General features: G+C 56.7%; 9 protein-coding genes and 2 pseudogenes. 3 read left to right on the top strand and 8 right to left on the bottom strand.

The window, feature by feature from the left end; translation table 11 throughout:
• Positions 1–75: 75 nt before the first annotated feature.
• Positions 76–1359: pseudogene (gene bcsG, locus ACSZO1_RS17295) on the top strand (cellulose biosynthesis protein BcsG); the annotation flags it as partial.
• A 63-nt stretch (positions 1360–1422) separates the two neighbouring features.
• On the opposite strand, the pseudogene ACSZO1_RS17290 reads toward bcsG, so the two are convergent.
• Positions 1423–1536: pseudogene (locus tag ACSZO1_RS17290) on the bottom strand (integrase core domain-containing protein); the annotation flags it as partial.
• 9 nt (positions 1537–1545) lie between these two features.
• Here ACSZO1_RS17290 and ACSZO1_RS17285 point away from each other — a divergent pair.
• Complete coding sequence (locus ACSZO1_RS17285; RefSeq protein ID WP_437614805.1) at positions 1546–1686, top strand: hypothetical protein; 141 nt, start codon at positions 1546–1548, stop codon at positions 1684–1686.
• Positions 1687–1691: 5 nt separating this feature from the next.
• On the opposite strand, the gene ACSZO1_RS17280 is transcribed toward ACSZO1_RS17285, so the two are convergent.
• A complete protein-coding gene (locus ACSZO1_RS17280; RefSeq protein WP_437614802.1) occupies positions 1692–2930 on the bottom strand; it encodes an ATP-binding protein in 1239 nt (412 codons plus the stop codon).
• Between the two features lie 199 nt (positions 2931–3129).
• Positions 3130–4044, bottom strand: coding sequence for a LysR substrate-binding domain-containing protein (locus tag ACSZO1_RS17275; protein WP_437614800.1), 915 nt, complete (start codon positions 4042–4044; stop codon positions 3130–3132).
• Between the two features lie 108 nt (positions 4045–4152).
• On the opposite strand from ACSZO1_RS17275, the gene ACSZO1_RS17270 reads away from it, so the two are divergent.
• Positions 4153–4776, top strand: a complete 624-nt coding sequence (locus tag ACSZO1_RS17270; protein ID WP_437614798.1) for a LysE family translocator — start codon at positions 4153–4155, stop codon at positions 4774–4776.
• A 222-nt stretch (positions 4777–4998) separates the two neighbouring features.
• Here the strand turns inward: ACSZO1_RS17270 and ACSZO1_RS17265 are convergent, their stop codons facing one another.
• From ACSZO1_RS17265 to bcsA, 5 genes are read right to left on the bottom strand one after another with little or no spacing between them, the layout of a single operon-like run.
• Complete coding sequence (locus tag ACSZO1_RS17265; RefSeq protein WP_437614796.1) at positions 4999–6054, bottom strand: glycosyl hydrolase family 8; 1056 nt, start codon at positions 6052–6054, stop codon at positions 4999–5001.
• Entirely contained in the window at positions 6014–6481 is a 468-nt protein-coding gene (bcsD, locus tag ACSZO1_RS17260) for a cellulose biosynthesis protein BcsD (protein WP_437614794.1), read from the bottom strand. Before bcsD ends, ACSZO1_RS17265 begins: the two co-directional genes overlap by 41 nt.
• 2 nt (positions 6482–6483) lie before the next feature.
• Positions 6484–10533 carry a cellulose synthase subunit BcsC-related outer membrane protein gene (locus ACSZO1_RS17255; RefSeq protein ID WP_437614792.1) on the bottom strand — a complete coding sequence of 1350 codons (4050 nt, stop codon included), beginning with the start codon at positions 10531–10533 and terminating at the stop codon, positions 6484–6486.
• A gap of 7 nt (positions 10534–10540) precedes the next feature.
• Positions 10541–13168, bottom strand: a complete 2628-nt coding sequence (gene bcsB / locus ACSZO1_RS17250) for a cellulose biosynthesis cyclic di-GMP-binding regulatory protein BcsB (RefSeq protein ID WP_437614789.1) — start codon at positions 13166–13168, stop codon at positions 10541–10543.
• Positions 13165–15276 carry a UDP-forming cellulose synthase catalytic subunit gene (gene bcsA, locus ACSZO1_RS17245; protein WP_437614787.1) on the bottom strand — a complete coding sequence of 704 codons (2112 nt, stop codon included), beginning with the start codon at positions 15274–15276 and terminating at the stop codon, positions 13165–13167. The genes bcsB and bcsA overlap by 4 nt, the downstream gene beginning before the upstream one ends.
• Between the last annotated feature and the right edge of the window lie 155 nt (positions 15277–15431).

Here is a 15431-nt window from a genome sequence, read left to right as displayed (position 1 = left end):
GCAGGATAGCTTATCGGTAGCTAACCGTCCCTCCATCCACATGACCAAGCGTTGCACTTATTATCTGAATTCGCGATCTACCTGTTTATCGCCCAGTGGATACGCGTAACGGTGATTGTGTCGCTGCTGCTGCTGTGGATCAACGTGGTCAATATCGCCGGTCCCGCCTTTTCACTGCTACCCGACAAAGCCGCGACGCCGGAAGCGGTGCTGAACACCGATACTCCGGCGAATCACGAGGCCGCCACCAGCGCCAGCGCACTTGATCAGTCTGCGCCACCGACCAGCGCCAATCTGACGGCGTATCTCAATGCGTTCTATCAGCAGGAAAAACAGCGCGTGACCCACTTCCCGGACACCCTGTCGCCGGATTCGGTGCCATTTGATGTGCTGGTGATTAATATCTGCTCGCTGGCCTGGTCAGATGTGGACGCGGTGCAGCTGCGTAACCATCCGCTGTGGAAGCACTTCGATATTATGCTGAACAACTACAATGCCGCCACCGCCTACAGCGGCCCGGCCGGTATTCGCCTGTTGCGCGCCAGCTGCGGCCAGAGTTCGCATCACGATCTGTATCAGCCCGCGAATAAGCAGTGCTACCTGTTCGACAACCTCGCGAACCTCGGCTTTAAATCGCAGCTGATGCTGGATCACACCGGCGCATTTGGCGGCTTCCTGCAGGAGCTGCGTGATGACGGCAATATGCAGGCGCCGCTAATGTCGCAAACGGGGGTCGCCGCGGCATACACCTCCTTTGATGGCTCACCGGTGTATAACGACGCGCAGTTAATGCAGCGCTGGCTGGATGAGCGGCAGAAAAGCAGCGATGCACGCAGCGCCACTTACTACAACCTGATCCCGTTGCATGACGGCACGCGTGAGCTGGGCAGCACACGCACCGCGGCGTACCAGCCGCGGGCAAAACAGCTGTTTGATCAGCTGGATGCGTTCCTGACTAATCTCGATAAATCGGGCCGTCGCGTGATGGTGATCGTGGTGCCGGAGCATGGTGCAGCGGTAGAGGGCGATAAAATGCAGATGTCCGGTCTGCGGGATATCCCCAGCCCGTCGATTACTCATGTACCGGTCGGCATCAAGTTCGCCGGCATGAAAGCGCCGCATCCACAGCAGCCAACCGTGGTGGATACGCCAACCAGCCTGCTGGCGCTCTCCGACCTGGTCTCACGCGTGGTCGATGGCCAGGTGTTCAATGCCGCCAACGTCAATATGGCAGTGCTGACCGATAACCTGCCACAGAGCGCCGTGGTGTCGGAAAATGATAACGCAGTGGTGATGATGTATCAGGGCAAACCCTTTATACGGCTCAATGGCGGCGACTGGGTAGCTTATCCGCAGTAGTAAAACCTAAGTCTTGCCGGGCGGCAGTGACTCGTCCTGGCATAGGTTGACACTTTCGTTGCCTTAAAACGCCTGATGAACCTCATCAGGCGTTTTGTATTTTAGCGACAGGTGAGGACGCTCACTGTTGTATATGGCGACCGATTCATCCACCATTTTCCCTGCCTCACCCAGATCTGTCTGCTATTGCTGGCGAAGCACTGGTGGTGCGGGCAGCAGATGGGTATCCCGGCGATGACACTGATGTTCAGCGCACTCGGCAAACTGGCGCAGCAGTCATTGCTGAATGCACCGTCACAGACAGAACATGTTTCAGCCGTTGCCTGAGTCAGCTAAAAATCGTTACGCCATAACCAGTCGACGGGGGCAGCAATACAATGCGCCGTTTTTAATGGCAGCGCGTTGTTACCACAATACAACAAAACACCGCCTTTAAAATTGCTACCTGCCTGAGTGGCCAAGCGCTGTAAACCTTCACCGTCTTTAGACTGGATACTGGCGGCTTTTTTGACTTCGATACCGTAAACATCCCGTCCATGCTCAATCACTAAATCGACTTCGACCTGGTCCTTATCGCGATAGTGGCTGAGCCTGACAGGCTCAGCCAACCAGTCAGCCTGTGTACGAATCTGCTGAATCACAAAGCTTTCAAAAACTGAGCCAAAGTTATGCGAATAATTATGCCACTCTTCCGCTTTCAGATTATTAAGAGCAGCGATTAACCCACTGTCTGCCAGATGCAATTTAGGGGATTTAATCAATCGCTTAGCCTGATTATTGTGCCAGGCGGGCAACCGATAGACTAAAAAGAGATGCTCAAGAATACTGATATATTTTTCAGCGGTTTCGTGACGGATCTTAAGGTCACTGGCGAGGCTATTTGTATTGAGCAGACTACCGGTACGTAGCGCCAGTAGTTCCGCCAGACGGAGTAATTCATCTTCATCGCGGATATTGGCGATATCCTTTACATCGTTTTGCACGATGGTCTGGAGATATTGCCTGAACCACTGGCGTGCCCTGCCCGGGGAACGGGTGTTCGGTTCCGGATAACCACCACAGCACACTCTTTCAGCAATACCGCTTAACTCTTGCTGCGTAGCACTGATGCTGGCTGACAAATCCTGGCTGAACAGACGTTCTAAAAAACACGGCGTTTTCTGCTCTTTTTCCAGCTCAGTTAGCGGCTGTAACTTGAGAATTTCAATACGCCCAGCAAGAGATTCTTTTATCTTCGGCAGCAGTAACAGGTTAGCTGAACCTGTAAGCAGAAAACGCCCAGGTTTACGATAACGATCGACTTCAGCCTTGATAGCTAAAAGCAGCTCTGGCACACGCTGAATTTCATCCAAAACAACATTTTCAGGCAGACTTTGCATGAATCCAGTTGGGTCCTGTCGTGCAGCATGAAGGAGCGTCTGATCATCAAATGTTATATAGCGCCTGTCTGAGGTAACCTGCTGGCATAATGTGGATTTTCCTGTCTGCCGTGGTCCCAAAAGACAGACAACTGGGGTATCGTTTAGCGCTTCTTCCAGTCGGTACTGAATGTGACGAGGGTATAAATTCATAGTGAAAAGACTCCGTCCGTTTCCTGTTTACCCTACCGTCCATTTCACTATTAATCAACCGTCCGTTTTACGATTAAATATCCGTCTTATTTTCTATTTAAATACCGTCCATTTTACTATTACATTTCCGTCCATTTTGCTATTAACGTTTCATCTGCCTTCAGATATCTATTTCTCCACCTGCCTGATGCTGTTACGATCATCCAGACGAAAGGAAAGCGATCCCTGGCAAGGTATTCTGCGGCAGATACTCCAGCAAAAAACGATGCAACAGACCGATGGTGCGCTGGCGCTGGCTGTTCTCCGGCCAGACCAGATAATAGCCGTCCCCGGTACTAACTGCCTGCGGGAACGGTGTCGCCAGCAGCCCCTGACGAATAGCCGCCTGACTGAGCAGCAAATCACCGACACTGACACCATGACCACTGATGGCCGCCATATTGCCCTGCTCCAGCGAATCAAACACCTTACCACGCTGAATATCCAGCTGCGGCGTGTACCCGCTGCGCTTCAGCCAACGCCGCCAGTCGCGCCGGTCCGCGGAAGGATGGATCAGCTCGCACTGATCCAGCCGCGTCTGTGCCTGTGACGCAAGTGCCGGGGCACACAGCGGGATCAGCCACTCACTGAACAACAACGCACTCTGCGTGCCAGCGCCAAAGTGACCATTACCCAGCAGAATGGCACAGTCATAGGGTTCACGCTGAAAATCCACCTGATCGATATCCATCCACACACTGGTCAGCTGGGCGCGCAGCGATGAGTTTTCCTCATGAAAGCGCTGCAGGACATCGAGCAGCCAGCGCATAGTCAGCGTCGATGCTGCTTTTAAACGCAGATCGCCACCGTGACGCTGAAAGGCATCGCAGGCGCTTTCAATGGTGCGGAACCCCTCACGCAGTTGCAGCGCCAGCCGCTCTCCCGCCGTGGTGATCTCGACCCGCGTGCCCTTACGCACAAACAGCTGGCAGGCGAAATCCGCTTCCAGAGTTTTAATATGGCGGCTGACGGCGCCTGGCGTGATCGACAGCGCCTCTGCTGCCAGCGTAAACGAGTTATAGCGCGCGGCCTGTTCAAACGCGCGTAAAGCATAGAGGGGAGGAAGCCGCTTCATCGCATCATCCTTAATGAGTTTTACTCACATCAGACCGCAGTTTTTTCCGTTTTTCAAGCCACAACCCGCTGCTGATAATGGCGCATCACTCAGACATCAGGAACTATCGTGGATCTCTCACTCCTGTCACTGTATATCGTGGCGATCTTTTTACTGATTATCACCCCCGGGCCAGTGGTGGCGCTGGTCACCGACAGCGCCTGCCGCGACGGCACGCGGCGGGCATTGCTGACGGTGCTGGGCACCAACGGCGCATCGCTGCTGCTGATTGCCGCGGCGGCACTGATTATCGCTGGCGTGTTTCAGCTCAGCACCCTGTTACTGCACCTCCTCAGCCTGGCAGGCAGCCTGCTGCTGGGTTGGATAGCGCTGCAGTCGCTGGCGGAACTGCGGCGGCCCGGCGCGCCTGATCATGCCGCTGCGCCACAACCTTCCGGTTTTCTGCGCGGCTTTATGGTGGGTATCGCCAACCCGAAAGATATCCTGTTTTTTGTCGCCTTTTTCCCGCAGTTTATTGCCATTACGCCATCATTTAGCACCAGCATGACGCTGCTGGCGCTGATTTGGCTGGTGATGGACCTGCTGATTTTACTGACGTATATCTGGCTGATGCGCCATGCATTTTTTACCGCCCGACAACGCACCGTGCGCCTGCTGGCAGCGCTGTTTTTATTGCTGGTGGCAGTTATGGGGTTGGTGTACAGCTGCGGAAAACTGCTGATGGGATGGTAACAATAGCCCAAAATATCCCCAGACTCAGACGACATCTGAAACTGAAGCACAGGGAACACGGGCAGAAGAGGAAAGCGTCCCACGCCAGGGATGGCGTGGGCCGAGCGGTCAGGGATGACGAACAGCGACTTTCCGATCTGCCCGTGCTCCCGGTGCAGGCACGGAACCTGCACCAGACTTTCACGGCATCAGCACCGGACCCGCACCGCTGTCAGTTGCGCCTTAGCGATGCTTCCACGCCGTCCAGACCAGCAAACGCAGACTGGCGGAATAGTAATCTTCTTTCGCATCCAGCTGATCGCTCAGCTGACCGGTATCGCCCATCGTCAGATCACGCACAGCCAGCAAGCCACCCGCCATATTGTAAGGCGCGGCTTCATTGCTGCTGACATTAATCCACGCTGGGGTCTGCAAACGGGAATAGTTCGACCAGAAGCGCTGGAACGGTGCCAGACGCAGACTCTGCGGGTCATACCACCAGATATAAAGCGGAATGCGGATCGCGTCATAGCTAAAGCGCGGCGGCCAGGCAATCGCTGGTGCCAGCGAACCATCGGCGTTCAGCGCCACCCAGTCGAGCGGCAAACCCGAACTGCCGAAATTCCCCATCTCACCGAGCAGATCAAAACTGTCCTCGATCAGCTTGCTCCACACCTGCAAATGGCTGCGATCGGCAAAATCCTGCCACGCGGCAAACAGAAAATAGGACGGATTAATAATCACATAGCTGTTCTTATTAAACCCCTGCGCGCCCGGCAGCATAATGGTGCGCCCGGCAAACGTAATAACATTGTGCGACACAATCGCGCGCTGGATTTTATCGGACTGTTGCAGATACTCCGCCACATTCCACTTCTGGCCGCCACGTAACAACGCCCAGGCGATCAGCACATCACCGTCAGAGGCATTATTGCGGTCGACCACCGGATCGCTCGCCGCCGGATTATAACGCCAGTAAAACAGCCCATTCTGGCTGTTGCTCAGATGCGCGTTAGTCCACTGCCACAGGCGGTCGAACGTCTGACGATCGTCATTCGCCACCGCCAGTAACATGGCGTACCCCTGACCTTCAGTATGACTGACGTTGTTATTCCCGGTATCGCGAATACGCCCGTCAGATGCCAGATAACGGCTCTTGTAGCTGCTCCAGCCATCTGCTGCCATGCTCTGCACACTAAACAACGCAAAAAACATCATCACTACCCATTGGCGCCAGACAAACTTCACGTCAATGACCTCACGACTGAATATGTTGATAACGGAAGCGCAATGCGCCATCTTCACCTGCCGCGTCGCACACCAGCGGCACCTCGGCGCTGCCGCCCTGCGCCAGCAGCCAGGCGGCGTACAACCCGGTCAGCACCGCACCCAGCGCCGCGCGCCAGTGCACAGCCTCAAGCGAGCCATCCCCTTCCGGTAACCCCATATGCGTAAACAGCAGCGCATTCTCCTGCGGCTGCAGATCGACAAATCCCCAGTTGAAGCGCGACAGCGTCAGATTGACCTGCACTTCCAGCTCCTGCACGGTTTGCGCCGCCGCCAGCGGATAACGCCGCGCCAGCTGCTCACCCATCTGACGTAAAAACGCATGTCTCTCCTGCTCGCCCGCGTTTTCCAGCATGCCACGCACAATTTCACTCACCAGATCAAACCAGCCTGGCTGATGTGCGTGCGTGCGCAGTGGCGCGTTATCCTGTTGACTCATGGTTATTTGTCTCCCAGCATGTAGCGGAAATAGAGTTGCGCCGTGCTTTCGTTGTAATCGCCGAAGGTGTCGTAACCCACCACGCCGCCAATGGTGACTTTTCTGTTCACCTTATAATCCGCGCCAGCATGTAAGTTATAGCCGATGCCGTTTTTACTCGTGCCAGAATAGTACGACTCTTTGGCAAAGCCATACGACACCATGTTATCCATAAACGACTGCCATTCCGGGTTATTCGGGAAGTAAGCACTCTTATCCTGGCTGTACGACTGATAACCGACGGAACCGCCGATTTTCACCGTCAGATCGTCATACTTCTGCATAAAATCAACCGGGAAGGAGACGCTGACGTAGTCCTGCGGACTGAAGTAACCGCCCTGGCCATAGCTGAAGTAGCTCAGGTTTTTCGAGAAGTCCATCCAGCTGATGCTGATACCGGTTTTCAGTTCACGGTCGGCATAATGGAACGGCCTGACATACGCACCCGCATTTGCCAGCAGGCTCTTGTTGCTGGCCACGTTTTCACCGAGATAACTGTATGCCCCGGCGCCAACATAGAAGCCGGCATCGCCATCATCATAGCTCAGTAAGGCATTACCACCGTTTTTGGTCACGCGACCCCAGCTCTTGCCGGAAGTGCGGTCTTCAGTACCGACATACGACAACAGACTGTCGGTGACCGCACGGCGTTCACCGGTCAGGATCAGCGTCAGGTAATCCGTCAGCTTCGGCGCCCATTTCACGCCACCGACCAGCGTACTGAGATCCTGCCCCAGCGGTGTACTGCCGATATCAATTTTGTAATTGCCACCCGTCAGCGCCAGGTTCAGCTCAACGCCAGCGGCACTCTGCGAATCGCTGGAATCGGTCGGCGCCGTGCTGGTGTTGGGCTTGTTATTGGACGCAATCAGGTAGTTTTTCAGCGCGGTGTTGTTATTCAGCGCGGTAATGTTGCTCAGCCCGGTTGACGTCAGCGGGTTCAGATCGTCAAACGATACCGTACCGCCCGCAGCCACCACGGAGTCATAATACGCCGCCACTTCCGGGTTCGCGGCGCGGAAAGTCGCCAGATCGGTCGTACTTAAATTGCTGATGCTGGTGATTTCACTGTTAATGGTGGTCACCAGATTCTGTACCGCGTTGGTGCCCGCATTCGAGCCCAGACGACGCCATGCATCACCGCTGGCCGTCCCTGCGCTTAACGTCACCGGCGTGACGGTAAATTCAAAGCGTGAATCGCCAAACGGCACGCTCGACCAGGTCAGCGGCGCTTTCGCTTCCGTCAGCTTACTCAGGCCGGATTCGCCATCACGGCCACGGATCTGCACGCCGCCCTGCGCCCAGGTGCCGGTACGCTCTTCCAGATCGTCCATCATGGTGGTGATCTCTTTCAGCGTACGGCTTTGTTGCACGGCAGGGACATCGACCGCCGCCGTCGACTGACCATCGACATCACGATAACTGACGGCATCCGGTGCGCGCTGCCATGGCATCACGGAGCCATAAGCCGATGGTGAACGCTGCACGCCAATGGTCGAACGGTTGATAAATGGATTATCCGACATCGCCAGACCACCCACCACCGGCGTACTGCCGGTTTCCGCGCCCTGCAAGCCAATCATCTTGCCGCGCGCAGTGCGCAGGTAACCTAACGCCTGGTTATGATCGCCATTCGCTTCCGCCACACGCGCCATCAGTAACAGACGCTCTGGCGTCTGCTCGCCACGCAAACCCTGTGCCAGAGAACGCGCCTTCGGCACGTCATCTTCCGCCAGCGCGACGTTAATCGCGCCCACGCGGGCATCCTGGGTTGGCGTATCGCGCGTCATCAGATAGTCATACACCACGCCCGCTTCTTTGTTCATCTTGCCGGACTGATACAACCGCGCCATGGCGAACATCAGATCGCTGTTCTGCGGATCGTTTTGCAGTGCCGTGACCAGCTTATCGTACGCCGCCGCATACTGTTTCTGCTCACGCAGACGGTCCACTTCATTAATCACGTAACCATTACGAATGCCCGCCAGCTGCGTTGGCGTACTGCGCGACTGCAGTTCCGGGCTGCTGAGGAAGCTCTGCGCTTCCGCATTCAGACCCGCCTGATTCAGCACCGCCACCTGGGCCGCATAGTCACCTGCGTTGCCCTGCACGCCACGCTGCATATTGCTGCGTACCACGGAGACGGCGGTCGAGATATCGCCCGCCTGCGCCAGACCCTGTGCCAGCTTACCGGCATCCGCCGGATTCGCTGGCGGATTCGCCGCCAGCGCACGCAGAGTGTTGGCCGCTGCCGCATTGGAACCCTGTTGCAGATACTGATCGGCCGTCGCCATTTGCAGGTTAAAGTTCACGCGCTGCGCCAGCTGACGCATCTCGGCGTTCTGGCTACGCGCCGGAATACGGGACAACAGCGTATTCGCCTGCTGCCATGCCCCGGTTTCACTGGCGTTCAGTGCGCCCGCGTACAGCTCACTGGTGCTGGCACCATTGCGGAACACCGGCTGCATCGTATTCGCCGCAGCAAAGCTGTCACCCTGGCTGCGATAAATACGCGCCAGATCGAGACGCAACCAGCCATCGTTCGGGAAACGCTGGATACCCTGCTGCAGCACGGCAATCGCCTGTTGCGGATTGCCAGCCGCCAGCGCCTGTTTCGCCTGCTGGCGGACCGGCTCGCTGGTCGGCACCGCGCGCGGCGTTACCGCTTCGCGTACGCTGGCAGGCAGCGAGGCCAGTAAAGTATTGGCTTCCGCGGTACGGTTCTGCTGGCGCAGCACATAGAACAGACCTTCTTTCGCCGGGCGGTTGTTGGCATCGCTCTGCAACACCGAACGGTACGTCTGCTCCGCCTGCTCCAGCTGGTTATTACGACGTAACGCATCCGCGCGGAACAGTTTTGCTGCCTGACCTTTCTCGCCTTCAGCCTGCGCCAGTGGTTCACTGATGCTCAGCGCCTGGCTGAGATTGCCGGATTTCAGCGCCTGCTGTGCGGTCGCTAACTGGGCATAGAAACGGGAGTCGCTGGCCTGCTGCTGGCGTTGCTGGCTGTTATCGCCGCCCTGACGCGCAGAACGTTCCAGATAATCCGCCGCCGCCGCATAATCGCCCCGACGCTGCGCCGCATAACCGAGACCGGCCAGCGCATCCGCATCCTGTGGGTTGGCTTTCAGCACCTCTTCAAAGGAACTCTGCGCACCACTCAGGTCACCGCTGTTCAGCGCGGTAAAGCCACGGCCTTTCTCTGCGCCGCCGACATTTTTACGGAAATAGTCCATCACCGCGGTGTCCTGCGGGTGACGCTGTTGCCAGGTCTGGTACAGACCGGCGTCATCCGGCTGCGGCCCCAGCCACAGCAGCGCCTGACGCAGTGAACGGTCGGCATCCTGATTACCGCTGGCCATGCCCTGCAGAATACGCATCCCTTCACGACGGGTGGACTCCTGCCAGGTCAGTGCCTTGCCTAATGCCAGCTGTGCGCCCGCATCCTGCGGATGCTGCGCGGCAAACTGGCGCAGGCTGTCAATCGCCTGCGGGCGTAAATTACGGTCACCCGCCATCGTCAGATAATATTCCGCTGCGATGCTGGCTGGCGGCTCTGCGCCGGAAAAGGTGTTACGCCAGGTCTGCAGTGCGGCATTAACGTTGCCACTGCGCGCCTGCTGACGCGCCAGTTCCAGCTGCGCCTGCGGAATCGACTGCAGCTGTTTGGCGTTATCCAGTTCTGCAAGGCGCGGGTCCTGCGGCGATACGCGGCTCAGGCGCTCACGCCACTGCGCCGCGCCCGCACTGTCACCACTCTGCTGCGAATAGAGCGCCATCAGATACAACGCCTGACTGTTATTGGCGTCCACCATCAGAATTTTTCTTAGCGCATCTTTCGCCAGATCGTCATGCGCTTTCTGGTGCCAGTAGGTTGCCTGGTCAAACAGCGCCTGTAATGCCGGATTATTGCTCTCCGCCGCCAGCAGCACGGGCGCGAAAGCACCGCCTGCAATGGCGCTGGTTAACAGCAATGCCTGACGAATTCTGGCGCTTAAGGTTGTTGTTTTCATCGTAATATCACTTCTGTTCGCCAGAGGAATTGTCATCGTTAAACGGCGCCATACGCTTACGGGTATGACGTCTCAGCATCAGCCAGGTGCAACCACCCGTGATCACCGAGAACAGCAACGCCAGCAGCGCCAGCAGCACGGAATGCTGGTTGGCATACCAGACGATCATCATATACCACGGCATCTGACCGCTCGGGAACTGCGGCCCGACGCGGAAGCTGCGGATGCCGTTTTCGTCGGTGATAATCGCCGTGTCGCCACGAATACCGGCGTTAATCCGCGCCGAGTTGAGGTCATCATGCAGGTTCAGCAGCTGCTGATCGCTGCTGGCGATGGTCATCACCACCAGACGGTCCTGGCTCCACGGCGAACGATAGCTGACAAAACCGCGCCAGGATTCGTTCGAGGAGAAGTAGCGATCCGCATCCAGCGGTTTGCGATACCAGTCGCCGGTCAGCCAGCTGCGCGCTTTCTCCCAGCTGCCTGGCTCTTTGACGCCAAAGGTATGCGAAGAAGTGTTATACGGCGAACTCAGCAGCATCTCCTGGTTAAACGCCGTTTGCGCCATGGTGGAAATAGCCAGCACATCGCTGTTTTTCAGACGTTCAAGGCTGGAGCCTCCCGCCGGAATACCAAACATCACCAGGTTGTGATCGAGCGTCGCGCCGGTGGCGTTACCTGCACGACCCGCCATATCCAGCAGGGCGCTGATTTCTGCATCGCTCGGTTTCGTCGGCAGCATCAGTACTGTCTGTGAGAAGTCCGCCATCCGCGAGAAGGGGAAAGACGCGCCGACAAAATAGGAAAGATTCGGCAGCATCGCGAAGTGACGCGTGTTGCTCAGATCGATCGACGAATTCTCTTCAATGCGGCTCTTAATATTGTTGTTCAGCAGTACACCGCACGGTGCATCTGCTTTCGGCTTGATGTTGAAATAGAGCTGCAGCTGGTTATCACCGTAAATCAGATACGGCTCCAGCTTCATGGTGTAGCTTTCCTGACGCGCATCGCCGCCCAGCCGGTGCCAGATATTCTCCAGCAGGCCGACTTTATTTACCGTCAGGTTGCGCAGGAAGGTGCCGTTAAGCGTGACGTTAAGATACGAATTGTTTTCGTCAATCCAGCTTTCCGCCGGGAAGCGATAGTCCAGCTGCACCGGAATGGTTTCGCCATCCCACAGGAACAGATCCGGCGCGGCGCGGAAATTCACGCGCAGCGCATCGTGCCAGATGCCGCTGGTGGTCAGGCTCTGATCTTTACGCAGCAGCTCGCTCAGGCGCACCGGACGGTCAGTATTAATCCAGCGTGGTGCGTCATAAGGCTTACGCATCGGGATGGTTTGTGCCGCGACGTCGAGAGAAGGCTCATCCACCGTCAGCGGGGCACGGATTAAGCGGTACGCCGCCTGACGCAGCTGATCTTCATCTTTACCGATCACCAGCATCAGTTTATAGGTCGGGTTGTCCGGGTTGTTCACCAGTTGCAGCGTCGGGCCATTGACCATCGGCAACGTCAGGCTGCCAATTTTATCGCCCGGCTGACCAAACAGAATGCCGTTTTTCTCCGGCAGCTGATTACGCAATACCGGGAAACGCGCACCACGGAAGTCGGCCTGAATGCCCATCCACGAAGACACCAGCGCCGCGGCGGTGACCTGCGCCGGGTTCACCGTCGCCGGGAACACCATTGGCACCGTGGCGGACGTCATCTGTAACGGGTCGATAAACGGACGCGGGAAATTGCGCAGGCTGGTGCCAATATCCAGCTGCAGACCTTCGAGTGACAGACGGGTCTGAGGCAGGATCACCACCTGGTATTGCGCGGCACTGTCACGCTCGCACAACAGCTGATCGGCATCGTTAATCTTGAAGCTCAGGTTGTTACTCGACACCACCATCGCCGACGGAATATCCAGCTGATAAGTGGCGCTGTCGCTGTCGGAAGCATTCAGCGGCAGCGTGCCCAGCGGCTGACCGTTCAGCATCAGCTGAATTGAGGTATTACGCGCCGCCAGCGCAGGCGACACATGCAGCGACAGATCGAGACGCGCATTGGTGATCACCTGATCGCTCGGCAGGGTGAACACAATCCCGGAGGTCAGCTGGCCGCCGCTCAGGGTAATCCCGCTCTGCTGGCCCATTTGCGCCACGGTGACGCTGGTCGAAACCGGATGGAACGCCAGTCCTGCCGTACCGGCATCCAGAGACGGTGAGGTGTCCGGTGTGCTGCTGAGCAACGGAATGGCAGGCGGCATCGTCGTCACATCCGTTTCCGCAGGCGGAACGGCCTGCGGGCTGGCAGTGACACCCGTATCCGCCGACGGCGTGGCTGGAGCACGGTTAGTGATATCGCTTGCTGGCGCAGTGTCAGTCGTGGCATTCGGTGTATCTGCCGGTGGCAATGGCGCACTGAATGACGGCGCCGGCGTGGCATCCACCGGGGCATAAGGCGTGACGCCCGCGCTGGAGCGCAGATTCTGCTCCGCCGCACTGTTCACATCCGCTGGCGCTGGCACCTGCGACAGCGCGTCATGGTCCTGCGTCACACTTTGTTGTTCAACCGCCCATGCGCCACTCAGAGTGACACTGCTGCCAATGACGGTCGCCAGCAGAGTCCTGACAAAAAATTGCTTCATGCCGCGTTATCCTCTTGCACCTGACTGGCCTCTTCTTTTTTGGCTCTGTTTTTCTGACGACGATCCTGCCAGGTGAGCCAGAACAGCTCAAAGACGGTACGGATAATCGTTACCAGCGAACGCACAGGGTTGTCCGGCTTATGCGGCGGCTGGATCCAGGCATCCGCACGCGCCAGCACCACGCGCACCAGTTCACGACGGCGTGATAACGGCATCTCTTCAAACTGCAGACGGATCACGCCATCACTGGCACTGATGGTTCTGACCGGAATGCTGATAGTGCCGGAGTTCAGCAACACATCAATTTCTTCAATTTCATCGCTTTCATGACGATTATCCGGCGCCGTAATCTGTGCACCGCCCATCGACAGGTCCACTGAGGTGGTACGCGAGGAGATGCCGCTGGCGTAGTGAATAATCACCGGCAGTTTTACGTCAATACGAATGGTTTTACGTGTCTGGCGGGTTTCACGCGCCACAGCAATCGCCGCCATCAGGATGATCAGGCTGAAAATCGCCCAGCCGACGTTCAGCGCCACCACATTCGGGTCAACGCCAAAGTAATCATGCGCTATGGCGCGTGTAATCCCGGCAACGATGCCGATAGTCAGCAGAACCGCGGTAATCACATGCGGGCGCACAATGTTGAAGTCGAAGAAGCCAACATCCAGCAGGCCGCCTTTATCGGTCACGTTAAATTTACCGTGCTTCGGCGACAGCATGGTGATCAGCGTTGGGATCACCAGGTGGAACGCCATCACCGTCTCGTAAATTTCACCCCAGAAGGTGTAACGGAAGCGGCCATTCATACGCGAGTTGACGTACAGCGACATCACCAGGTGCGGTAACACGTAGGCGAAAATCAGCGACGCCGAGGAGTGGATGATATTCAGGTTAAACAGCAGGTACGCCAGCGGTGCAGTCAGGAACACCACGCGCGGCAGGCCAAACTGGAAGTGCAGCATGGCGTTGAGGTAGCACAGGCGCTGCTGCCATTTCAGGCCGCGGCCGAGCAGCGGGTTGTCCACACGGAAAATCTGCGTCATCCCACGCGCCCAGCGGGTACGCTGGATGATATGCAGACCCAGACGCTCGGTCGCCAGTCCGGCGGCCAGCGGGATCGCCAGAAACGCAGACCCCCAGCCCAGACGCTGCATTTTCAATGCGGTGTGCGCATCTTCGGTGACGGTTTCCACCGCGAAGCCGCCAATCTCTTCCAGCGCTGAACGGCGGATAACCGCACAGGAACCACAGAAGAAGGTGGCGTTCCAGTTATCGTTACCCTGCTGTACCGGGCCGTAGAACAGTGCCCCTTCGTTCGGGATGCTGCGCGCTGCGCGCAGGTTACGTTCAAACGGGTCCGGTGAGTAGAAGTAGTGCGGTGTCTGCAACAGCGCCAGTTTTGGATCTTTCAGGAACGGCCCTACCGTCGCCTGCAGGAAGGTACGGGTCGCCACGTGGTCACAGTCAAACACGCAAATCAGCTCATCTTTGGTGATTTTCATCGCGTGGTTCAGGTTGCCCGCTTTGGCGTGAGAGTTATCTTCACGAGTGATGTAGCCAACACCGACATCCGCGGCAAACACGGCAAACTCGCTGCGTTTGCCATCATCCAGCAGGTAGACTTTGATTTTATCGCGCGGATAGTCGATGCACTGCGCCGCCAGTACGGTATCGCGTACCACATCGAGGCTTTCGTTGTACGTTGGCACATAGATATCGACGGTCGGCCACAGGCTGACATCGTCCGGCAGCGGCTCAATGGTACGTTTTAATGGCCAGGTGGTTTGCAGGAAACCAAGGATTAAAATCACCCAGACATAGAGTTCAGCGAGGAATAAACCAATTCCCAGGATGGCTTCAATTTCGGAATTGAAGTGCAGAGTTTCAGTGGCGCGCCAGTAAATATAGCGGGTGGACATTAACGCCGCGAGTATCACCATCACAATGGAAATTTTATTACTTTTACTGCGTCCGAGTAAAAACATGATGGCGATACTGATTAAGCCAAAAATATATTGTTTCTGGCTGTCCATCGGCGTGATAACAATCACAGCAGCGACAGGGAATAAAATCAGCAGCAGCAGATAATAGAACGCTTTATTCATGGGTCATCCTGAGAACGCGAATTCAGATAATAAGTGCAACGCTCGGACATGATTGTGGAGAGTGTAGGAGGAAGGGTTAACCGCGAATTCAGATAATAAGTGCAACGCTTGGTCATGTGGATGGAGGGACGGTTAGCTACCGATAAGCTATCCTG

This window comes from Erwinia sp. V71, from assembly GCF_965644245.1.
GTDB lineage: Bacteria > Pseudomonadota > Gammaproteobacteria > Enterobacterales > Enterobacteriaceae > Erwinia.
The sequence above is the reverse complement of the archived record's forward strand: the minus strand, read 5'-3'. Positions and strand labels throughout refer to the sequence as shown.

Excerpts from the sequence above, each read along its gene's own strand:
- ACSZO1_RS17255 (WP_437614792.1), bottom strand. The coding sequence starts at position 10,533 with ATGAAAACAACAACCTTAAGCGCCAGAATTCGTCAGGCATTGCTGTTA.
- ACSZO1_RS17265 (WP_437614796.1), bottom strand. The coding sequence starts at position 6,054 with ATGGCGCATTGCGCTTCCGTTATCAACATATTCAGTCGTGAGGTCATT.
- bcsD (WP_437614794.1), bottom strand. The coding sequence starts at position 6,481 with ATGAGTCAACAGGATAACGCGCCACTGCGCACGCACGCACATCAGCCA.
- ACSZO1_RS17275 (WP_437614800.1), bottom strand. The coding sequence starts at position 4,044 with ATGAAGCGGCTTCCTCCCCTCTATGCTTTACGCGCGTTTGAACAGGCC.
- bcsB (WP_437614789.1), bottom strand. The coding sequence starts at position 13,168 with ATGAAGCAATTTTTTGTCAGGACTCTGCTGGCGACCGTCATTGGCAGC.
- bcsA (WP_437614787.1), bottom strand. The coding sequence starts at position 15,276 with ATGAATAAAGCGTTCTATTATCTGCTGCTGCTGATTTTATTCCCTGTC.
- ACSZO1_RS17280 (WP_437614802.1), bottom strand. The coding sequence starts at position 2,930 with ATGAATTTATACCCTCGTCACATTCAGTACCGACTGGAAGAAGCGCTA.